The organism is Psychromonas sp. L1A2 (assembly GCF_009828855.1).
GTDB lineage: Bacteria > Pseudomonadota > Gammaproteobacteria > Enterobacterales > Psychromonadaceae > Psychromonas.
Window position 1 is genome coordinate 1,639,900 of the sequence record NZ_WUAG01000002.1, and the last position, 23,108, is coordinate 1,663,007.

Genomic DNA, 23,108 nt, shown 5'->3' on the forward strand with positions numbered 1-23,108 from the left:
CTTAGTAATTAAGTAAATTAGGATCCGTTATTAGCCCGCTAGTTGAGCTACAAATGGGTTTGCAAATGTGAAGAATAATGCAATACCAACACCGATCATTGCGATTGCATCGATAAGACCAGCAACGATGAACATTTTAACTTGTAGCATAGGTGCCATTTCAGGTTGACGAGCAGCACCTTCTAGGAATTTACCACCTAAGATACCAAAACCGATAGCTGTACCAGCAGCGCCTAAACCAATTAGAAGTGCTACAGCGATTGCAGTAAAACCTAATACTGTTTCCATGAAAAATTCTCCAAATAAAATAAGTTGTTTTAATGTTTAAAAGTAATTACTAATAAAAGTAAAAGTTAACGTCATACCTAAATAATTAATGATCTTCGTGTGCCATGCTCAAATATACGATAGTTAACATCATAAATATGAAAGCTTGTAGAACAATAATTAAAATATGGAATACTGCCCACGGAAAGTACAGTGGTAATTGCCAGTAACCCAGTAGTGCTATCAAAATAAATATTAACTCACCAGCATATAAATTTCCGAATAAACGCAGACCTAATGAAACAGGTTTCGCTAATAGCGTCACAGATTCAAGTAGGAAGTTTACAGGGATAAATGCCCAGTGGTTAAATGGTTGCATAGTTAGTTCTTTAACGAACCCACCAAAACCTTTTACTTTAACAGTGTAGTAAATGATTAAAGCGAAGACACTCAATGACATACCAAGTGTTACGTTTAAATCAGTTGTAGGTACAACTTTAAGATAAGGTACTCCGATAGCTTGCGCAGCGTGAGGTAGCAAATCAACAGGAACTAAATCCATTAGGTTCATTAAGAAAACCCAAACAAAAATAGTTAATGCTAAAGGTGCTATCAAGGCATTTTTGCCATGAAATGTATCTTTTACATTCTCGTCTACAAAATCAATTACCATTTCGATGAAACACTGTAACTTACCAGGTACACCGACAGTAGAATGTTTTGCAACACTACGAAACAACCAAAGAAATAATACACCGAGGCCTACTGCTACCAGTAGAGAATCGACGTGAAAAGTCCAAAATCCAGCATCATGCGCATTCCAGCCACCATCAACACTCCATGTAAGGTTTGTTAAATGATGTTGAATATAACTTGATGATGTTAGAGCTTCACCTTGACCTGACATGTTTTATCCCATCGTTGTTATAGAAAAAGAAAGGCGCTAACCACTGCGAAGTAACAAGTAATGCAAATGAAATATAAAAAGCGATCAATGATAACGTTCCATATTTTAAAAACACAACAAACAACAGCACAGTTAAAAAGAGTTTAATAGCCTCCCCTGCGTAAAACCCCCTAAGTACCTTCTGAGATTGCCGAGCACCTGCGTGAGCAAATGTCATCAAAACAAAAATAAGATTAGGAAGCAAAAAAGTGATTCCTCCTAGCAAAGCTGAGTAACCGGCTTTATTCGAAAAAAACACTGTTGAAATCAATGCAGCAAATAGCACTAATAATAATTGAAAAGCCACTAATTTCAGCCCTGAAACCTGACCTTTTTTTGCTAGTTTATCAACCACTCCGATTTCCTTTTACTAGCTAGTTTGAAACATTAAAAATAACTAAATTAATCATTTTATTGTCACAAACTAAAACCCGCGCAAATTATACCGACAAAAAATGTCAATGCAATATAAGCGAGCTCTTGTGATACAAGAATAGAGTAAATTTGAGGTATATTTAATATTAAATCAATTAAATATTTGATGACCTAAAATAATAAATTGTTGAAAATATCTATTTATTTTTAATTATTTTCAATTAATGTGATCAATGCATCTAAGTCAGCGATAGAAGTGTAGTCAATGACCAGTTTTCCATTGCCATTTTTATTATTTTTAGCTGTTACTTTGAGACCAAATTTATTTTCTAAAGTTGTAACAAACAACTCAGTTTTGTCACAAAGTAATGGGGATGTTTTAACTTTTTCTGGGGAGTGAGCCTGTTTTACTAATTTCTCAGTGTCACGAACACTCAATACTTTACTGACAACCGTCTTAGCAAGATCAGATTGTAATTGTCCTTCACATACCAATAAAGCTCTAGCGTGGCCCATTTCTAAGTCGCCATGCTCTAATAATATTTGAACATCTTCATTCAAGTTGTTTAATCGTAATAAATTACTAACTGCTGTACGTGATTTACCAACTGCAGTTGCTACTTCTTGATGAGTTAATTCAAATTCATCAACAATCCGTTTTAAAGCAATTGCTTCTTCCATTGCATTAAGATTTTCACGTTGAATATTTTCAATTAAAGCAATCGCAATCGCAGCATCATCTTCCACATTTTTAATCAAACACGGAATAGAGCCTAATCCAACTATTTTAGCTGCACGCCAACGACGTTCACCTGCAATAATCTCATATTTTTGATGACCGGTCTCACGAACTACAATCGGTTGAATGATACCTTGAGCATGAATCGAGTTAGCTAATTCTTGTAATGCATCCGCAGACATATCTCGACGAGGTTGGTACTTACCAACCTGTAACAGGTTGATATCTATATCCTGAAGGGCACCTTGTTCATTATTAACAAGCTGCTGTGTCTTTTCAGCATTAATATCGTGGGATACTTGTTTATTGCGTGTAACAGTACTGCTACTTAACAATGAGTCTAATCCTTTCCCTAACCCTCTTTTTTTACCTAACATATTAAATCACTTCCTGATCAGTACTGATAGATTGTTCTTCTCGTCTTAATATTTCACCAGCTAATGACAAATAAGCTCTCGCACCCGTTGAGTTTTTATCATAATACATCACCGGTTTACTGAAACTAGGCGCTTCAGCTAAACGAATGTTACGAGGGATGATCGTACGGTAAACTTTATCGCCAAAATGTTTTTTAAGTTGATCAGATACATCGGTTGATAATCGATTTCGAGGGTCATACATTGTACGCAAGATACCTTCGATCTTTAGATCTGCATTAACAACGGCCGTTAATTTACTAATAGTATCGATTAAGGCAGTTAATCCTTCTAAAGCATAATACTCACATTGCATTGGCACTAGAACCGAATCAGCAGCTGTCATGGCATTAACAGTCAACATGTTCAATGAAGGGGGACAATCAATAAAAATGTAATCGTATACATCCCTAGCGCCTTCTAAAGCTGTTCTTAAGCGCGTTTCACGAGCAAAAAAGGTCATTAACTTAACTTCAGCAGCTGTAACGTCACTGTTAGCCGCTACTAAATGAAAACCACCTGTTGTTTCTGTTTCAACTACTTCAGAAAGTGGTAATTCATCAATTAATAGATCATAGGCAGTATGTGCAACTTCATATTTATCGATACCGCTACCCATGGTTGCATTACCTTGAGGATCGAGATCGATTATTAATACTTTGCGTTTTGTTGCAGCCATTGAGGCCGCTAAATTAACACAAGTAGTGGTTTTACCAACACCACCTTTTTGATTTGCAATTGCTATTATTTTACCCACAAAAACCTACTTAATAATATATGAGAGTTATTACGATACACGCTTAACTTTGACTAAACAGCGTTCACCATCTAATTGTGGGACTTGTAATGTAACTGACTCTATAAATTCAAATTTAGAATCTAAATTAACTACTTCAGATTCAGGATATTGCCCCTTAAGGGCTAAAAAATGTCCACTTTCATTAGGTAAGTGACTGCACCAAGATAGCATATCTTCTAATGAAGCAAAGGCACGACTTAGCACACAATCAAAACCAACTTTAGGTTGATATTCTTCAACACGACTTTGTACTATTTCAACGTTTTTAAGCCCTAGACTGAGAATAGCTTGACGAATGAAACGCATCCGCTTTCCTAAACTGTCTAATAAAACAAACTGCTTATCAGGATTTAAAATAGCCAAAGGTAAGCCAGGTAATCCCGGTCCAGTACCAACGTCAATAAAACTATCACCCTGTAAATAAGGAGATACGACTATACTGTCCAAAATATGTTTGACAAGCATTTGTGATGGATCACGGACAGAAGTAAGGTTATAAGCCTTATTCCACTTAGCTAATAACTCGACTAACGCTACTAGTTGTGAAGCCTGTTGATTACTTACGATTAAGTCTGTTTGTGCTAAAAGGCTATCTAATTGAGAGCGTAAATTCATTATCCAGCCTTACGACGAACGCCGCTTTTCTTTAAATAGATCAATAAAATGGAGATAGCAGCAGGGGTGATTCCTGATACTCTTGATGCTTGTCCAATGCTGTGCGGTTTTATATCGTTCAATTTAGCTGTTACTTCATTTGAAAGACCTTTAATCTCAGAATAATCAAGATCGACAGGTAACGCAGTATCTTCATGACGTTTCAGCTTTTCTATTTCATCTAACTGACGATCGATATAACCTTGGTATTTTATATTTATTTCAACTTGCTCTGCAGCAATAGGGTCAGCAATCGCAGGTCCTAATCCTTCAATTTTCATCAAGCCTTCATAAGTAACTTCGGGTCTACGTATCATTGCTTCCAATGTACTTTCACGCTGCATAGGTTTTTTCAATAATTCATTAATTTTATCGGCATTAATAGAATTTGGGTTAATCCATTGGCCTTTCAAACGTTTTAATTCAGTTTCTACTAGTTCTTGTTTTTCACTAAAGGCTTTCCAACGAATATCATCAACTAAACCGAGTTCACGGCCTTTCTCTGTTAAACGGGTATCAGCATTATCTTCACGTAACAGTAATCGATACTCAGCGCGACTAGTAAACATACGGTAAGGTTCTTTAGTACCTAATGTTGATAGATCATCAACGAGTACACCCATATAAGCTTGATCTCGACGTGGAGCCCAACCTTCTTTATCTTGTACCTGTAACCCCGCATTCATGCCTGCTAACAAGCCCTGTGCTCCTGCTTCTTCATAACCAGTTGTACCGTTGATTTGCCCAGCAAAGAATAAACCATCAATATATTTGCTTTCTAAAGTCGCTTTAAGATCGCGTGGATCGAAATAATCATACTCAATGGCATAACCAGGTCGAGTTACAAAAGCATTCTCAAATCCTTTCATCGATTGAATAAATTCAAGTTGAACATCAAAAGGTAGGCTAGTAGAAATACCGTTAGGGTAAACTTCGTGCGTCGTTAATCCTTCTGGCTCAACAAAAATTTGATGCGAATTTTTATCAGCAAAACGCATGATTTTATCTTCAATTGAAGGGCAGTAGCGAGGTCCTACACCTTCAATTACACCAGAGTACATAGGGCTTCTATCTAAATTAGCTCGAATGATGTCGTGTGTTTTCTCATTGGTATGAGTGATATAACATGGGATTTGACGAGGGTGTTCACTACGACTTCCTAAAAATGAAAATACAGGTGTTGGATCATCGCCATGTTGAACTTCTAAGCCAGAAAAGTCGATACTACGCGCATCAATACGTGCTGGTGTACCTGTCTTCAAACGTCCCATGCGTAATGGCATTTCTTTTAATCGATCAGATAACGTAATCGAAGCTGGATCACCAGCTCTACCGCCACTGTAATTTTTTAAACCAATATGAATTAAACCGTTTAAGAAAGTACCTACTGTCAAAACAACTGTTTTTGCAGAAAAGCGAACGCCCATTTTAGTGATTACACCAACAACGCGATCGTTTTCAATAATAAGATCTTCAACTTCCTGTTGGAATATTTTTAAGTTTTCTTGGTTTTCTAATTTTTCACGAATGGCTGCTTTGTACAGAAGACGATCCGCTTGTGCACGAGTAGCACGAACAGCTGGTCCTTTACTTGAATTAAGGGTTCTAAATTGAATACCACCTTTATCAATCGCTGATGCCATTAAACCACCTAAAGCATCAATCTCTTTAACAAGATGTCCTTTACCAATCCCACCAATAGCAGGGTTACATGACATCTGACCCAAAGTCTCAATATTGTGAGTCAATAACAGGGTTTTTAATCCCATTCGAGCTGGCGCAGCAGCAGCTTCTGTTCCCGCATGGCCACCGCCAATAACGATAACGTCAAATTGTTCATGGTAAATCATAATATTCCAAATACAGCAGTATAAAATTAAAGCGTGATTTTACTCTTTTAAAAAATAAAGGAAAGCAACAAGGTTGTTTTAAAAGAAAACAATAGTATTAGTATTATATATAGATCTTTAAAGATCTTTTATTACTATACTTATTAAGCAAACGCATTTCTGTGTAAAACACGTTTAAACGATTAAAGATCAGGATCTTAAAAGAGATCCGATCGTGTGCATAATAAGGGATCTTAATGCGATCAACCTGCGTATAGAAACAGCCTTTATCAACAGGGCCTCTTATGCACATTTTTATAAAGTAATTACGCCAAACTAATTCAATAGTTATAAATGGATTATGCACAGAACCTTGTGGGTAACTTAATCATTAATTCGTTAATAAATTAAGATCTTTTATCCATAATGGGATCCAATCGTCAACACGATCTTCAGGAATTGGAGAATCAACGACATCAATATTGAAAATATTACCTAAACGCGTAGCACCTTTATCTCTTAACAGAAGATCAAAATGTTTTGCTGCATGGCAATAAGTATCGTAATTTGAATCGCCAACGCCAATTAAACCAAAATGCACATTCGTTAATTCGTCTGATAGATTATTAATCTGTTCAACAAACATTTTAAAGTTATCTGGATAATCTCCTGCACCATGTGTTGCTAAACAAATTAACCATATATGTTGACCTTCTATATCTAACAATGTCAGGTCTGGAGAAAAGTGAACTTGAGAAGCAAAACCTGCAGCTTCTAAAAATGGCTGTGTCGCTTCAGCTACATATTCCGTTCCGCCTAATGTACTACCAACTAATATATCTATATTAATCACAATATTTACTCTCTCTATATATAGAAATAATGAACTTATAAAACAGAGATACATTATAACGAGATAAATAGTAAATATAGAGATGAATTAGTATAAAAATAAAGCAGGTTGTTCGCTAAATAATCATTCAAACAAAAAATCGAATAAAACAGTAATTAACACTTGCCAATGTGATCTCAATCCCTATAATGCGACCCCACAGACACGGGATGTAGCGCAAGTTACCTAGCGAGTTTGAGAATAAAAGAAACGCTTTAACGATTCGAACTTCGGTTTAAAATTAAGTTAAAATAAGACGTTGACATTGTTCGAAAGGCGCGTAATATACGCCGCCTAGCCGAAAGGCACGCTCTTTAACAATTTAATCAAACAATCTGTGTGAGCACTTGTTGTTGATGTGATTTCAAAAAATCAAAGTCCTTTCTTGTAAAGGCAACATCAATAATAGTGACACACGAAATAATTCATTATTTCAGAATAATAAATTGTGAGTTTCTTATATTTATATAAGTGATTAGCAGTAAGTTTTAGTCAGTAGTATTGAGTCGCACTTTTAATTAAGTGCAAATTAAACTTTAAATTGAAGAGTTTGATCATGGCTCAGATTGAACGCTGGCGGCAGGCTTAACACATGCAAGTCGAACGGTAACAGAAAGTAGCTTGCTACTTTGCTGACGAGTGGCGGACGGGTGAGTAATGCTTGGGAATATGCCTTATGGTGGGGGACAACAGTTGGAAACGACTGCTAATACCGCATAACATCTCCGGATCAAAGTGGGGGACCTTCGGGCCTCACGCCATAAGAGTAGCCCAAGTGGGATTAGCTAGTTGGTAAGGTAATGGCTTACCAAGGCGACGATCCCTAGTTGGTCTTAGAGGATGACCAGCCACACTGGAACTGAGACACGGTCCAGACTCCTACGGGAGGCAGCAGTGGGGAATATTGCACAATGGGCGCAAGCCTGATGCAGCCATGCCGCGTGTGTGAAGAAGGCTTTCGGGTTGTAAAGCACTTTCAGCGAGGAGGAAAGGGTAAATCTTAATAGGTTTTATCTGTGACGTTACTCGCAGAAGAAGCACCGGCTAACTCCGTGCCAGCAGCCGCGGTAATACGGAGGGTGCGAGCGTTAATCGGAATTACTGGGCGTAAAGCGCGCGTAGGCGGTTAATTAAGTCAGATGTGAAATCCCAGGGCTCAACCTTGGAACTGCATTTGAAACTGGTTAACTAGAGTTTTGTAGAGGGTGGTAGAATTTCAGGTGTAGCGGTGAAATGCGTAGAGATCTGAAGGAATACCAGTGGCGAAGGCGGCCACCTGGACAAAGACTGACGCTGAGGCGCGAAGGCGTGGGGAGCAAACGGGATTAGATACCCCGGTAGTCCACGCAGTAAACGATGTCTATTAGAATTTTGTGGCTATATGCCGTGGGATTCAAAGCTAACGCATTAAATAGACCGCCTGGGGAGTACGGCCGCAAGGTTAAAACTCAAATGAATTGACGGGGGCCCGCACAAGCGGTGGAGCATGTGGTTTAATTCGATGCAACGCGAAGAACCTTACCATCCCTTGACATCCAGAGAATCACCAAGAGATTGATGAGTGCCTTCGGGAACTCTGAGACAGGTGCTGCATGGCTGTCGTCAGCTCGTGTTGTGAAATGTTGGGTTAAGTCCCGCAACGAGCGCAACCCTTATCCTTATTTGCCAGCGGGTTATGCCGGGAACTCTAGGGACACTGCCGGTGATAAACCGGAGGAAGGTGGGGACGACGTCAAGTCATCATGGCCCTTACGGGATGGGCTACACACGTGCTACAATGGCAAATACAAAGGGCTGCTAACCAGCGATGGTATGCGAATCTCCTAAAGTTTGTCGTAGTCCGGATCGGAGTCTGCAACTCGACTCCGTGAAGTTGGAATCGCTAGTAATCGTGGATCAGAATGCCACGGTGAATACGTTCCCGGGCCTTGTACACACCGCCCGTCACACCATGGGAGTGGGCTGCACCAGAAGTCATTAGCTTAACCCTTCGGGGATGGCGATGACCACGGTGTGGTTCATGACTGGGGTGAAGTCGTAACAAGGTAGCCCTAGGGGAACCTGGGGCTGGATCACCTCCTTACGTAAAGAAACACATCCTTTGTATTCCGGTACATTGGCGCAAGTAATAATGAGTGCCCACACAGATTGTTTGATTAGAAAGTGAAGAGACGTATAGATAGACCTGTTTGGGTCTGTAGCTCAGTTGGTTAGAGCGCACCCCTGATAAGGGTGAGGTCGGCAGTTCGAATCTGCCCAGACCCACCAATTTCTTGTAAAATGAAATTGGATTTCTATTTATATACACCATGTTGGGGCTATAGCTCAGCTGGGAGAGCGCCTGCCTTGCACGCAGGAGGTCTGCGGTTCGATCCCGCATAGCTCCACCACTCATTCTTAAATAGAATAAGTGACCAACATGATGAGAAGCCTTAGATAAGCAACACTCCTTATCTAAGGCTTTTTTTAACGAAAAAGTCTGCTCTTTAACAATTAGGAAAGCTGATAAATGTTCTTATTTATCACATAATAACAATGACTTAGTTCTGTTTTACAGAGTAAGTTGATTGATGTGATAAATATAAACGAAATTGTTCTCAGTATTTAAAATAACTACTTGTAGTTAAATTAGATACTGTAATCAAGCAAAATAAAAAGCACATTACGTTTTAATGTAAATTAAAAAGTAATGAGTACGTATCTACTCAATCGTAAGATTGATAGGTGCACGAAAAACGATTGTTTTTCATATGTAAAATATGAGTCACAAGCGTCTTGGAAGCAACATACACATCTAGACACTGTTTAGGTGTTGTATGGTTAAGTGAATAAGCGTGCACGGTGGATGCCTAGGCAATTAGAGGCGATGAAGGACGTGGTAATCTGCGATAAGTCCAGGGGAGTTGATAACAAGCGTTATATCCTGGAATTTCCGAATGGGGCAACCCGGCACTTAGTGTCATCGGCTAGTGAATACATAGCTAGTCGAAGCAAACGAGGGAACTGAAACATCTAAGTACCCTTAGGAAAAGAAATCAACCGAGATTCCGAAAGTAGCGGCGAGCGAAATCGGAACAGCCCTTAAGCTGTTTAAAAGTTAGTGGAAGGCTCTGGAAAGTGCCACGGTACAGGGTGATAGTCCCGTACACAAAAACTTCTTTACAGTGAAAACGAGTAAGACGGGACACGAGAAATCCTGTTTGAATATGGGGGGACCATCCTCCAAGGCTAAATACTCCTAATTGACCGATAGTGAACCAGTACCGTGAGGGAAAGGCGAAAAGAACCCCTGTGAGGGGAGTGAAATAGAACCTGAAACCGTGTACGTACAAGCAGTAGGAGCGGATTTATTCCGTGACTGCGTACCTTTTGTATAATGGGTCAACGACTTAATTTCAGTAGCAAGGTTAACCGTTTAGGGGAGCCGTAGGGAAACCGAGTCTTAACTGGGCGAATAGTTGCTGGGATTAGACCCGAAACTTGGTGATCTAGCCATGAGCAGGTTGAAGGTTGAGTAACATCAACTGGAGGACCGAACCCACTAATGTTGAAAAATTAGGGGATGACTTGTGGCTGGGGGTGAAAGGCCAATCAAACCAAGAGATAGCTGGTTCTCCTCGAAAGCTATTTAGGTAGCGCCTCATGTATCACTGTTGGGGGTAGAGCACTGTTAAGGCTAGGGGGTCATCCCGACTTACCAACCCTTTGCAAACTCCGAATACCAACAAGTGCAATCATGGGAGACACACGGCGGGTGCTAACGTCCGTCGTGGAAAGGGAAACAACCCAGACCGCCAGCTAAGGTCCCAAAGTATATGTTAAGTGGGAAACGATGTGGGAAGGCTTAGACAGCTAGGAAGTTGGCTTAGAAGCAGCCATCTTTTAAAGAAAGCGTAATAGCTCACTAGTCGAGTCGGCCTGCGCGGAAGATTTAACGGGGCTAAACATATCACCGAAGCTGCGGACGCATATTTATATGCGTGGTAGAGGAGCGTTCTGTAAGCCGTCGAAGGGAAAGCTGTAAGGCATCCTGGAGGTATCAGAAGTGCGAATGTTGACATGAGTAACGATAAGGGGGGTGAAAAACCTCCCCGCCGGAAGACCAAGGGTTCCTGTCCAACGTTAATCGGGGCAGGGTGAGTCGACCCCTAAGGCGAGGCCGAAAGGCGTAGTCGATGGGAAACGGGTTAATATTCCCGTACCCTTTATTATTGCGATGGGAGGACGGAGAAGGCTAGGTGGGCCTGGCGATGGTTGTCCAGGTTCAAGTATGTAGGTGGGAGACTTAGGTAAATCCGGGTTTCTACTAACACTGAGATACGATGTCGAGGTACTAAGGTACTGAAGTCATTGATGCCATGCTTCCAGGAAAAGTCTCTAAGCTTCAGATAATAAAGGATCGTACCCCAAACCGACACAGGTGGTCAGGTAGAGAATACCAAGGCGCTTGAGAGAACTCGGGTAAAGGAACTAGGCAAAATGGTACCGTAACTTCGGGAGAAGGTACGCCTTTGGCGGTGATGAGACTTGCTCTCTAAGCTGCTAGAGGCCGAAGATACCAGATGGCTGCAACTGTTTATTAAAAACACAGCACTCTGCTAAATCGTAAGATGACGTATAGGGTGTGACGCCTGCCCGGTGCCGGAAGGTTAATTGATGAGGTTAGACTTAGGTCGAAGCTTTTGATCGAAGCCCCGGTAAACGGCGGCCGTAACTATAACGGTCCTAAGGTAGCGAAATTCCTTGTCGGGTAAGTTCCGACCTGCACGAATGGCGTAATGATGGCCATGCTGTCTCTACCCGAGACTCAGTGAAGTTGAAATCGCAGTGAAGATGCTGTGTACCCGCGGCTAGACGGAAAGACCCCGTGAACCTTTACTATAGCTTAGCAGTGAACTTAGAGCCTACATGTGTAGGATAGGTGGGAGGCTTTGAAGCGTTGTCGCCAGATGACGTGGAGCCAATCTTGAAATACCACCCTTGTATGTTTTGAGTTCTAACCATGGCCCCTGAATCGGGGTTTGGGACACTGTTTGGTGGGTAGTTTGACTGGGGCGGTCTCCTCCTAAAGAGTAACGGAGGAGTACGAAGGTTGGCTAATCACGGTCGGACATCGTGAGGTTAGTACAATGGTATAAGCCAGCTTAACTGCGAGACAGACACGTCGAGCAGGTACGAAAGTAGGTCATAGTGATCCGGTGGTTCTGAATGGAAGGGCCATCGCTCAACGGATAAAAGGTACTCCGGGGATAACAGGCTGATACCGCCCAAGAGTTCATATCGACGGCGGTGTTTGGCACCTCGATGTCGGCTCATCACATCCTGGGGCTGAAGTCGGTCCCAAGGGTATGGCTGTTCGCCATTTAAAGTGGTACGCGAGCTGGGTTTAGAACGTCGTGAGACAGTTCGGTCCCTATCTGCCGTGGGCGTTTGAGAATTGAGAGGGGCTGCTCCTAGTACGAGAGGACCGGAGTGGACGAACCGCTGGTGTTCGGGTTGTATCGCCAGATGCATTGCCCGGTAGCTACGTTCGGAATCGATAACCGCTGAAAGCATCTAAGCGGGAAGCGAGCCTCAAGATGAGTTCTCACTGGAACTTTAAGTTCCCTAAAGGGCCGTTGGAGACTACAACGTTGATAGGCAAGGTGTGTAAGTGCAGTAATGTATTGAGCTAACTTGTACTAATTACCCGTGAGGCTTAACCATACAACACCTAAGTGGTGTTGGTGTTTACCAAGACACATAGAGTGGATACTCTTTAAACTAGCGCTTGTGAAGTATATTTACATATTGCGAGATAAAACAATTTCAGAATTAGAACATATCGACTATTAGCTTTTCTAATTTATTTTTTATGCTTGGCGATAATAGCGCTGTGGTACCACCTGATCCCATGCCGAACTCAGAAGTGAAACGCAGCTGCGCCGATGATAGTGTGAGGTCTCCTCATGTGAAAGTAGGTCATTGCCAAGCGCCTAATACGAAAAATCCCTGTTGACTAACGTCAGCAGGGATTTTTTCGTTTAATTTACAATCAATAAACAAATATTTAACCAGTAAAATAGATCAGTTGATTAATGGAAAGTATTGCTTATGGTTTAAACTCTGTTGATTACCTCTCTACATTAGAATGTTACTAAGTTTATTTAGTTAAAATTTTCTATTATTTTTAATATAAACTGTAAAAACAAGGCAGATTCAAGTCTGAAGTGCATAACGACTAAGCAGCTATAGCTGCCATATGTTCAGCCATTAATTTGGCTGGCGTATTGTAATCTAATTTCTTTCTTGGTCTTTCATTGAGTTTCACTATTACATCTTTTACTGCCCAATTCGATACTTTTTTAAAGTCGATAGATTTGGGCCAATATTGTCTTAATAAACCATTTGTATTTTCATTCAAACCGCGTTGCCATGAACAATATGGATCTGCAAAATAGACTGCACACTTTAAATTTTTGGTTAACTCTTCGTGGTAAGCGAACTCTTTACCGTTATCAGCGGTAATGGTTAACACTGCATCTTCAAATGGTTTTAATAATGCAATAGTAGCCGCAGTGACAGTCTTTGCTGATTTATCATCAATACGTGTCGATACTGTAAAACGTGTTTTACGCTCAACAATAGTCACCAATGCACCGCTGTGTCCTTTACCAATGACTAAATCTATTTCCCAATCACCAACTCGGCTACGTGTGTCAACGATATTAGGCCGTTCATCGATGCTGACGCGGTTCTTGATAAAACCTCGACCAGCTTGCTTATCTTTATTACGCGTTTGGTAAGCTTTCCCTTTTCGGCGCAGATGTTGGAATAATTGACCGCCATTCCGCTTATCGGACCAAATATGTTGGTAAATAGTTTCATAGCTAATACTGATGCCACGCTCTTTCTTAAGCCATCCTGAAATTTGGTCCGGACTCCATTTTTCACCTAGTTTTACATTTATTAATGCAATCAGAGTCGATGTCATTTTTATTGCTTTACAGGCTTCAATACGGCGTTTAACTGTTGCTTGTTGAGCTTGATTAATACGGTAACCTCGCTTGCCTGTATTGCGAGCAAACTCTCTACTAAGCGTCGATTGACTCACATTCAATTGTTTAGCTATTTTATTTTGACTCATGCCTATTTTCTTTAGTGCGTAAATCTGGCATCGTTGCGCATAGGTCAGTTGTTTATATGTTTTCATTGTTGCATCTCTTGCCGGAGAAAAAGCGATAAGCAACTATTCAGCTGATCGTCTTTTCTACCAATTCAAGTTATGCACTTATGATCTGAATCCAAGCAATATTATTCATCGATTTATTTTAGTTATTTATTGTTTTTTAGCATTTCAAAAAAAAGGGTTATTGATTAGAGTGGAGGTAAAATAATATTTAAAGTAAATTCAATGATCAAGTGCTGAATAATTAAATGTATTTAAGTTTTAAATAGTAATGTTGAAGGTGTATATTGTTTTATTCTATTTTTTTATCCTCTATGTTTGGCTGTTAATATATTAGATATTATATTGTGGTCCTATGAACTAATTTACTATTTAATAGCTCCGATCCTACTAATAATACCTATAACCATTATTTGCATCTAAACAATTTATTCTATGAAATTTTTTCGATTTTATTAATTCAATTATTCAATAATTAAGAGTTTCCATGTTAATCGTCAATATATGCACAATTTATGAGTAGTAAAACGTTAGATCGTCGTACTTTTTTAGTTTTCTTCTCTGCGGTTTTCTTACCTATGTTTTTAGCTGCGGTAGACCTTACTATTTTAGCGACCGCAACACCGAGTATTGTCAGTGATCTTGGACAACTCCATTTATCATCATGGATAGCTATTGGCTATTTACTCGCTACTGTCGCTTCTGTACCGGTTTACGGTTGGTTAGGTGATCGTTACGGTCGCCGTAATATTTTAATTTGGGCATTAGGTATTTTCTGTATTGGCTCAGTTGTTGGTGCGTTGGCAAATAATATGCATGAAATGATTGTATCACGCGTCATTCAAGGTATCGGCGGAGGCGGTTTAATGAGCCTTTCACAAGCATTAATCGCTGAGTTAATACCTCCAAGACAACGAGCTAAATATCAAGGTTATTTTGCTTCTATGTTTGCTTGTGCAAGTATAGGAGGACCTGTGATAGGAGGGATAGTTGTAACTCATTATTCATGGCACTGGTTATTCTGGGCTAATATCCCATTAGCTTTAATTGCTGTTTGGCGTTTATTATGTTTAAAAGGTGATGCTGTTCTGGAGAATAGAAATAGACCTATCGATCGTGTTGGTTTAATTGTTTTCCCTGTTTTATGCACTTTATTTCTTTATTGGATTTCTGTCGCGGGACAAGATTTTGAGTGGTGGTCATTGTCTAGTTTTAGCTATTTATCCATTATATTATTGTTAATTACTATTTTTTATCGAAATCAACTTCGTCACCCTACACCGTTTCTACCAAATGAATTACTTAAAAATAGAGCCATTTACATTCCGCTAATTACTTCAATGCTATTTGCTGCTTGTATGTTTGCTTTAATATTTTTTATGCCTATTTATTTACAGTTAGGCTTAAAAACCAATGCCGCTACTTCTGGTCTACTATTACTTCCATTAACAATTGGTCAAATATCAGGTGCATTGATTAGTGGACGTGTTATGGCTAGAACAGGTATTCCAAAGTACATTCCTGTAGTGGGAATGTCATTATCTACATGTGGCTTTATAGCTTTAGGTAGCTTTACTCCGAATCCTATTTTAATTGGTTCGTTGGGGATGCTTTGTGGTATTGGTTTTGGCACTGTAATGCCTACTACTCAGTTAGTGATTCAGACTGTTGGGGGTAAGGCTAATGTAGGATCTGTTACCGCTTTAGCTTCTTTATGTCGTAATTTAGGGGCTGCTATTGGAACGGCTTTATTTGGCGTGCTTATTTATGCTTTATTACCTAACTTTGATCATAATACGAGCATTGAAGTATTGATAAATGGGCCACAGGAAGCGGTTATAACTGCTTTTCAAACGTCTTTTTATGTTGCTGCAATTATTGCCTTTTTAGCTGCTATTAATGCTGCTCGCGCACCTATTATTTCACTTGGAAATGAATAGATTATTATAGTTAATTTGTTTTTTATATATGGCGATATTACATAGAAGACTTAAGTCTTTGAGTTTACTTTTATTGTTTATTTGAAGTCTATTTTTTGAATAAGCTTAGACATCATAAATCTACTTATAGTTCAATATACAATGTATTTGCATATTTTATGCCTCTCTATTATTTGAATGTTTCAGACTTATTGTTGATATTTTAATAGTTATGTTTTATTGCTGTTTATTTAGCTTCAATACTGCTATTGCTGTTCTTTCTATATGTAGAGAGGACAATAAATAGGTCGGAAAAAGGATTTTTAATGGTGTAATAAAATTACAATATCGATTTCTTTATTAAAATAAAGAGATCTATATCACTCTAATTAATTGTAATTGTAATTAATCGATAATTTTACGAGACATAAGTCTCTTTTGTGATATTTTCTCTCGCATAATAAATGTGATGAAAATCACTAATTCTGGTGCGTGAATTGTTTTAGATTAAATTTGTAGCAATAGTACATCCTATTTAAGTGACTTATGTATCAAAAGTAGCCCAGTCGCTGCCTTTTTAGTGATCATCTTCACATGAATTGTTGTTCTATTTTATATTTTTTTTTATGTGCTAAATTAATTGTATCAAACCAAACACGACCGCTTACATAAGCTGTTAATTAACATTATCTATAACAAAAATGGACGGGGAAATAAAATGATATCATCCGAAGCAAAAATCAGAGTACAAAATTTTGGTAGATTTCTATCAAATATGGTTATGCCAAATATTGGGGCATTTATAGCATGGGGTTTTATTACTGCACTGTTTATTCCAACAGGTTGGTTCCCAAATGAAGGATTGGCAGCTTTAGTTGGCCCGATGATTAAATTTCTGCTTCCTTTATTGATTGGTTACACTGGTGGTAAGTTAATTGGTGGTGATCGTGGTGCTGTAGTTGGTGCAATTACAACAATGGGTGTTATCGTTGGTACTGAAATTCCAATGTTCCTAGGTGCGATGATTGTTGGTCCTTTAGGTGGCTACGCAATTAGTAAATTTGATAAAGCTGTTCACGGTAAAATTAAGAGCGGTTTTGAAATGCTGGTGAACAACTTCTCATCAGGTATTATCGGTATGATCTTAGCTATCATCTCTTACTACTTGATTGGTCCAGCTGTTAATGTACTTTCTGAAGGTTTAGCTGCAGGCGTAAATTTCTTAGTACAAGCAGGTCTATTACCGTTAACGTCTATTTTCGTAGAACCGGCTAAAATCTTATTCTTAAACAATGCGATTAACCACGGTATCTTCTCTCCGTTAGGTATCCAACAGTCTACTGAATTAGGTCAATCAATATTCTTCCTAATCGAAGCAAATCCTGGTCCTGGTTTAGGTCTATTACTTGCTTACATGGTATTTGGTAAAGGTACTGCTAAGCAAACTGCTAGTGGCGCGTCTATCATCCACTTCTTCGGTGGTATCCATGAGATTTACTTCCCATACGTGTTAATGAATCCTCGTCTAATTCTTGCTGTTATCGCAGGTGGTATGACTGGTGTATTCACATTAACATTATTCAATGCCGGTCTTCTTTCTCCAGCATCTCCGGGTTCTATCTTTGCAATACTATTACTAACACCTAAAGCATCTCTAGTCGGTGTTGTGTTATCTGTTATTGCTTCTACATCTGTATCTTTCATTGTTGCTTCATTATTAATGAAAACACAAAAAGATTTAGGTGAAGATGAAGGTGATAAACTAGCTGAAGCTTCTAACCAAATGAAAAATCTTAAAAATGCACCAGCAGCTTCTGCCGCTCAAGGTAATGGCGATATCAACATGACAAATGTCACTAAGATTATCGTTGCTTGTGATGCGGGTATGGGTTCTAGTGCAATGGGCGCAAGCTTATTAGCTAAAAAAGTAAAATCAGCAGGTCTAAACATTAGTGTTACTAACTGTGCTATCAATAACCTTCCAGGTGATGTTGATATTGTTATTACACACAAAGATTTAACGCCTCGTGCAATTAAACATGCTGGTCAAGCTAAGCACTTATCTTTAACTAACTTCTTAGATAGTACGCTTTATGATGGACTAGTATCTGAATTATTAGCATCGTCTAGTGCACCAGTTGCTAACACTGCAAGTGAAGTCGTTGAAGAAGAAGTGACAGCAAAACCTGTTTTTGAATTATCAGCTAAGAATATTCATTTAGGCTTAAAAGCTGAAAATAAAGAACAAGCTATTCAATTTGCTGGTGAGCAACTAGTTAAGCTTGGTTATGCTGAACCTGCTTACATTAAAGGTATGTTTGAACGCGAAAAATTAGTAACAACTTATCTTGGTGAGTCAATTGCTGTTCCACATGGTACAATTGAAGCTAAAGAAAGCGTAATCAAAACAGGTATTGTTGTATGTCAATATTCTGAAGGTGTTCTGTTCGGTGACGAAGCTGATGACATTGCTAAACTTGTTATTGGTATTGCTGCTAAGAATGATGAACATATCAGTGTTATTACAACGATAACTAATGCGCTTGATGATCCAGAAGCTATCGAAACATTGATCAATAGTAAAGATGTTCAAAAAGTATTAAGTATATTAAGTTAGTCATAACTGGCTTAATTGAAACGCTGGTCTTTACCAGCGTTTTTTCGTTTAATATTATTTAAATAAGGATAAAACAATGAAATCAATTCATTTTGGCGCGGGCAACATTGGCCGTGGCTTTATCGGTAAATTACTAGCAGATGCTGGTGTTAAAGTAACTTTTGCTGATGTTGATGAGAAAGTTATTAATTTACTGAATACATTGAATACTTATAATGTAAAAGTCGTTGGTGCTGAATGTAAAACAGAAGTTGTTTCAGGTGTTGATGCAATTAACTCTACAAGTGATGAGTTAGTCGAATTAATTAGTAAAACTGATTTAATTACTACTGCTGTAGGCCCTAACGTTTTAGTTATTATTGCTAGTAAACTAGCACAAGGTCTAGCGTTACGTTTTGATGCAAATAATGAGCAGTTTCTTAATATCATCGCATGTGAAAATATGATCCGTGGTACTACTTTTCTTAAAACGGAAGTTTATAAGCATTTAGATGAAAAATATCATGAAAAAGCAGAGCGCCTAGTCGGCTTTGTTGATTCAGCTGTAGACCGTATTGTTCCTCCTTCAGAATCTGATGATCCATTAGAAGTAACTGTTGAAAGCTTTAGCGAATGGATTGTTGATGAACAACAATTTAAAGGCGAAGTTCCTGTTATTGAAGGTATGCAAAAAACAGATAATTTGATGGCTTTTATCGAACGTAAATTATTCACGCTTAATACTGGTCACATTATGACGGCTTATCTAGGTGCTTTAGCTGGTCATGAAACAGTAAAAGATGCTATCGATGATGAGGCTATCTGTTCCCAGGTTAAACAAGCGATGCAAGAAAGTGGTGAAGTGTTAATTAATCGTTACGGTTTTGAACGTGATGCTCATAACGCTTATATTGAAAAAATTATTGGCCGTTTTGCTAACCCATATCTTCACGATGAGATTGATCGTGTTGGTCGTCAACCAATTCGTAAGCTTGGTGAGAACGATCGTTTAGTTAAGCCTCTATTAGGTACTATCGAGTACGCCACTGCTAATGATATGTTATTGAAAGGTATTGCAGCTGCATTTAAATATAAAAACAGCGATGATCCACAAGCTATCGAATTACAAGCTTCTTTAGAAGAAATTGGCTTCTTAGCAACATTATCTAAATATACTGGTTTAGCAGTTAATAGTGACGAGGCTATTAAGATTGAAAAGCTATTCTTAGCTATGTCTTAAAAAATAGTTGTGCGATAACTTATCGCACAACCTAACCTAGCTGAAATTATGTCAAAAAAACTACAAGAAAATGAAATTTTAGAATATTTGAATGCGAGTCTTACTGCTCGTGGTTTTTTTATCTCTGCCGTTGATATTTTTGAACAGCTTATACAAACATTAATTGAACGTATTTTTTTGAAAAATGATTTTGCTGTTCAATCTGTTGTTGGTCCATTGTTACATGATTCAGGGCCTCTCGGTGAATTGTCTGTTCGTTTAAAGCTGTTATTTGGGCTGGGTGCAATACCTCATGTTATCTATCAAGATATTGAGGGTATGATTAAATTAAAAAGCTTATTAAATAATGACAGTGCAGAGTATCATTTTACTGATGCTCTGATTGCAGACACTATTAAAACACTACATTTATCTAAAAATATGAATATGGGTATTTTTGATTTAGTACCTGTTGCTCAAGATAATGTCGATTTAGTTTTTTATAAAATGCAATTAGATAGACAGCAACAAGTTATTAAGTCATCTCTTGCGCTTGAGATTATCTCTATTTGTGAAGTGCTAAATAAAGAGAGCCCTTTTTAAAGTTTAATCACTAATCATTGGTTAGGTTAAAAGACTACTTATATTTTTATAAAAAGCCTTTAATAAAAAAGCCCCTGATAATTTAATTATCAGGGGCTTTTTTGTCATGAAATAATGTCAATTTATAGGATGTAGCGGGTTAAATCTTCATCTTTAACGATTTCATCTAACATATTAGCTACGTAGGCTTCATCAATAGTAATAGACTGTCCTGAGCGCTCTGTCGCCTCATATGACAGTTCATCCATAATATGTTCCATCATAGTATGTAAACGGCGTGCACCGATGTTTTCAGTTGTTTCATTTACTTGCCACGCAGATTTAGCTATTTTGTTAATACCGCACTCAGTAAAGTTAATAGAAACACCTTCTGTTGCTAATAATGCTTGGTATTGTTCACTTAAAGAAGCTTTAGGCTCAGTTAAAATGCGTGCTAAGTCCTCTTCTTTTAATGCTTCAAGTTCAACTCGAATCGGTAAACGACCTTGTAGCTCTGGAATTAGGTCCGATGGTTTTGATACTTGAAACGCACCAGATGCGATAAATAACATATGGTCTGTTTTTACCATTCCGTGTTTAGTGCTAACGGTTGATCCTTCAATCAATGGTAATAAGTCACGTTGTACACCTTCTCGTGAAACGTCAGGACCAGATGATTCACCACGTTTACATATTTTATCAATTTCATCGATGAAAATAATGCCGTTGTTTTCTGCTGCAAAAATGGCTTTTTCTTTTAAGTCTTCTTGGTTAATTAGTTTCGATGCTTCTGATTCTATCAATGCTTTAATTGCATCTTTGATCTTCATCGTACGTTTTTTAGATTCACCTTTGTTACCTAGGTTTTGAAACATACCTTGAAGTTGGTTAGTCATCTCTTCCATACCAGGAGGCGCCATAATTTCTACGCCAATTTGTGGAGCTGGTACATCAATCTCAATGTCTTTATCATCAAGTTTACCTTCACGTAATTTTTTACGGAAAGATTGTCTTGCTGGACCTTCTTCTATTACTTCAGTACTGTTTACATCCCATTCTGTCGCTGTTTTAGCTGGCGGAATAAGAATATCTAAAATACGGTCTTCAGCCAAATCTTCTGCTTTTGCAGTTACTTTTGCTAATTCTTGTTCTTTGGTTATTTTAATTGCAGCTTCAACTAAGTCTTTAATAATACTTTCAACTTCTTTACCTACATAACCTACTTCAGTAAATTTTGTTGCTTCTACTTTAATAAAAGGAGCATTTGCTAATTTTGCTAAACGACGTGCAATTTCAGTTTTACCAACACCCGTCGGACCGATCATCAAAATGTTTTTCGGTGTCACTTCATGACGGATATCTTCACTTAACTGCATACGGCGCCAGCGATTACGTAATGCTATAGCAACAGCGCGTTTAGCTTTACTCTGGCCAATAATGTGGCGATCTAATTCATGCGCTATTTGTTGTGGAGTCATATTATTAGTCATGATAATTCCTATTTTGTTGTTGCTACATCAGCATCATAATCGATACATTCAATTGTTTGATTGCTATTAGTGAATACGCAAATATTGCCAGCAATGGTTAATGCTTTTTCAACTATTTCTTGTGCTGACAATTCAGTATTCTCTAATAAAGCCATCGCAGCTGATTGTGCGAAATTACCACCTGAACCGATAGCAATTAAATCATTTTCAGGTCTAACTACATCACCATTACCAGTAATAATGTATGAGTGTTTTTTATCTGCAACGGCTAATAAAGCTTCTAATTTCCTTAACATTCGATCAGTACGCCAATCTTTTGCTAGCTCTACTGCTGCTCGTTCTAAATTACCTTGGTGAGCTTGCAGTTTCGCTTCAAAACGCTCTAATAATGTAAAAGCATCGGCAGTGCCTCCAGCGAAGCCTGCAATGACTTGATCGTTGTACAAGCGGTGTACTTTACGTGCATTACCTTTCATTACCGTGTTACCGAGTGATACCTGACCATCACCACCGATAACCACTTGATTACCGCGACGTACAGAAACAATAGTAGTCATATTGATACCTTTTTTGTTTGTTGAGTAAACGAAGATGCCAAGTTTATTGGCTTAATAATTATAAAATGGGGTAGTTTTTATTGAATTCAAGGGGAAATAGATAAAGAAAAGGAGAACCTAAGTTCTCCTTTAAAATTTGTTAACGCCAGAACCATATCTGACAACCATGAATTTTCGCTCGTTGTAATTTATGACGCTGTTTTTCTGCTAAGCGTTTACGATCGTATGGGCCTAATATTACGCGATACCAATTACCGGTTTTTTTAACCATACTTGTTAAACCTTGGAATGCAATTTTAGCTTTTAATGATTCAGCATCATCTTGATGTCTAAACGAACCACATTGCATCTGGTAAGGTTTACTTGGTTTTGTATCTACCGGAATATCAACTTTAACTTCTTTAGTTTTCAATATATCCACATAATCCCATTCTGGTTGTGGCATTTCTGGCAATACTTCTTCGGTTTTAACTGTGCTCTTCTTAGGTTTGATTTTTGCAGGTGGCTTTTCAACTGCAAAAACAAAGTAACTAATAAAAGCAATTAATAATAATGCAACAAAACAGGCAATATAAGGGAACCCTTGCTTGCTTTGTTTACGCTTATTATTTCTTTTTGCACCGCGTTTAGCAGGCTTTCTTCGTGTTACTCTTGCCATTA

16 protein-coding genes, 2 tRNA genes and 3 rRNA genes are annotated in these 23,108 nt (G+C 38.4%); 9 read left to right on the forward strand and 12 right to left on the reverse strand.

Features of this window, described 5'->3' with window-relative positions; all coding sequences use genetic code 11:
- Positions 1-30: 30 nt before the first annotated feature.
- From atpE to mioC, 8 genes are all read right to left on the reverse strand, one after another.
- Complete coding sequence (atpE, locus tag GQR59_RS17515; protein ID WP_025565310.1) at positions 31-288, reverse strand: F0F1 ATP synthase subunit C; 258 nt, start codon at positions 286-288, stop codon at positions 31-33.
- 85 nt (positions 289-373) lie between these two features.
- Positions 374-1,174, reverse strand: a complete 801-nt coding sequence (atpB, locus tag GQR59_RS17520; protein WP_160064820.1) for a F0F1 ATP synthase subunit A — start codon at positions 1,172-1,174, stop codon at positions 374-376.
- Positions 1,158-1,568 (reverse strand): ATP synthase subunit I, encoded by a 411-nt coding sequence (locus tag GQR59_RS17525; protein ID WP_160064822.1) that lies wholly within the window; start codon positions 1,566-1,568, stop codon positions 1,158-1,160. The genes atpB and GQR59_RS17525 overlap by 17 nt, the downstream gene beginning before the upstream one ends.
- A 227-nt stretch (positions 1,569-1,795) precedes the next feature.
- On the reverse strand, positions 1,796-2,704 hold the full coding sequence (locus GQR59_RS17530; RefSeq protein WP_160064824.1) for a ParB/RepB/Spo0J family partition protein: 909 nt from the start codon (positions 2,702-2,704) through the stop codon (positions 1,796-1,798).
- Position 2,705: 1 nt separating this feature from the next.
- A complete protein-coding gene (locus GQR59_RS17535; RefSeq protein WP_160064826.1) occupies positions 2,706-3,500 on the reverse strand; it encodes a ParA family protein in 795 nt (264 codons plus the stop codon).
- A 30-nt stretch (positions 3,501-3,530) separates the two neighbouring features.
- Positions 3,531-4,157, reverse strand: a complete 627-nt coding sequence (gene rsmG / locus GQR59_RS17540; RefSeq protein ID WP_160064828.1) for a 16S rRNA (guanine(527)-N(7))-methyltransferase RsmG — start codon at positions 4,155-4,157, stop codon at positions 3,531-3,533.
- On the reverse strand, positions 4,157-6,046 hold the full coding sequence (gene mnmG / locus GQR59_RS17545; protein ID WP_160064830.1) for a tRNA uridine-5-carboxymethylaminomethyl(34) synthesis enzyme MnmG: 1,890 nt from the start codon (positions 6,044-6,046) through the stop codon (positions 4,157-4,159). The genes rsmG and mnmG overlap by 1 nt, the downstream gene beginning before the upstream one ends.
- 370 nt (positions 6,047-6,416) lie before the next feature.
- Positions 6,417-6,878 carry an FMN-binding protein MioC gene (gene mioC, locus GQR59_RS17550; RefSeq protein WP_160064832.1) on the reverse strand — a complete coding sequence of 154 codons (462 nt, stop codon included), beginning with the start codon at positions 6,876-6,878 and terminating at the stop codon, positions 6,417-6,419.
- Positions 6,879-7,455: 577 nt separating this feature from the next.
- Here mioC and GQR59_RS17555 point away from each other — a divergent pair.
- The 5 genes from GQR59_RS17555 to rrf all read left to right on the forward strand — a co-directional run bounded on the left by GQR59_RS17555 (position 7,456) and on the right by rrf (position 12,890).
- Positions 7,456-9,000, forward strand: a 16S ribosomal RNA gene (locus tag GQR59_RS17555).
- Positions 9,001-9,108: 108 nt separating this feature from the next.
- Positions 9,109-9,185 (forward strand) — tRNA-Ile (locus tag GQR59_RS17560).
- A 46-nt stretch (positions 9,186-9,231) separates the two neighbouring features.
- Positions 9,232-9,307, forward strand: a tRNA-Ala gene (locus tag GQR59_RS17565).
- A gap of 428 nt (positions 9,308-9,735) precedes the next feature.
- A 23S ribosomal RNA gene (locus tag GQR59_RS17570) occupies positions 9,736-12,623 on the forward strand.
- Between the two features lie 151 nt (positions 12,624-12,774).
- Positions 12,775-12,890, forward strand: a 5S ribosomal RNA gene (rrf, locus tag GQR59_RS17575).
- The 16S, 23S and 5S rRNA genes sit together here with 2 tRNA genes alongside, the layout of an rRNA operon.
- Positions 12,891-13,137: 247 nt before the next feature.
- Here rrf and GQR59_RS17580 read toward each other — a convergent pair.
- Positions 13,138-14,109 (reverse strand): IS30 family transposase, encoded by a 972-nt coding sequence (locus GQR59_RS17580; RefSeq protein WP_160064834.1) that lies wholly within the window; start codon positions 14,107-14,109, stop codon positions 13,138-13,140.
- A 491-nt stretch (positions 14,110-14,600) separates the two neighbouring features.
- Between GQR59_RS17580 and GQR59_RS17585 the strand changes: the two genes are divergently transcribed.
- The 4 genes from GQR59_RS17585 to GQR59_RS17600 all read left to right on the forward strand — a co-directional run bounded on the left by GQR59_RS17585 (position 14,601) and on the right by GQR59_RS17600 (position 20,422).
- Positions 14,601-16,025, forward strand: a complete 1,425-nt coding sequence (locus GQR59_RS17585; RefSeq protein ID WP_201288136.1) for an MDR family MFS transporter — start codon at positions 14,601-14,603, stop codon at positions 16,023-16,025.
- 697 nt (positions 16,026-16,722) lie between these two features.
- On the forward strand, positions 16,723-18,621 hold the full coding sequence (locus GQR59_RS17590) for a PTS mannitol transporter subunit IICBA (protein ID WP_160064836.1): 1,899 nt from the start codon (positions 16,723-16,725) through the stop codon (positions 18,619-18,621).
- 76 nt (positions 18,622-18,697) lie between these two features.
- Entirely contained in the window at positions 18,698-19,840 is a 1,143-nt protein-coding gene (locus GQR59_RS17595) for a mannitol-1-phosphate 5-dehydrogenase (protein WP_160064838.1), read from the forward strand.
- A 48-nt stretch (positions 19,841-19,888) separates the two neighbouring features.
- Complete coding sequence (locus tag GQR59_RS17600) at positions 19,889-20,422, forward strand: MltR family transcriptional regulator (RefSeq protein WP_160064840.1); 534 nt, start codon at positions 19,889-19,891, stop codon at positions 20,420-20,422.
- Between the two features lie 122 nt (positions 20,423-20,544).
- Here GQR59_RS17600 and hslU read toward each other — a convergent pair whose 3' ends face one another.
- From hslU to GQR59_RS17615, 3 genes are all read right to left on the reverse strand, one after another.
- On the reverse strand, positions 20,545-21,891 hold the full coding sequence (gene hslU / locus GQR59_RS17605) for an ATP-dependent protease ATPase subunit HslU (protein WP_160064842.1): 1,347 nt from the start codon (positions 21,889-21,891) through the stop codon (positions 20,545-20,547).
- 8 nt (positions 21,892-21,899) lie between these two features.
- Positions 21,900-22,448 (reverse strand): ATP-dependent protease subunit HslV, encoded by a 549-nt coding sequence (gene hslV, locus GQR59_RS17610; RefSeq protein ID WP_160064844.1) that lies wholly within the window; start codon positions 22,446-22,448, stop codon positions 21,900-21,902.
- Positions 22,449-22,587: 139 nt separating this feature from the next.
- Positions 22,588-23,106: an SPOR domain-containing protein gene (locus tag GQR59_RS17615; RefSeq protein WP_160064846.1), complete on the reverse strand. Its 519-nt coding sequence runs from the start codon at positions 23,104-23,106 to the stop codon at positions 22,588-22,590.
- Positions 23,107-23,108 lie beyond the last annotated feature (2 nt).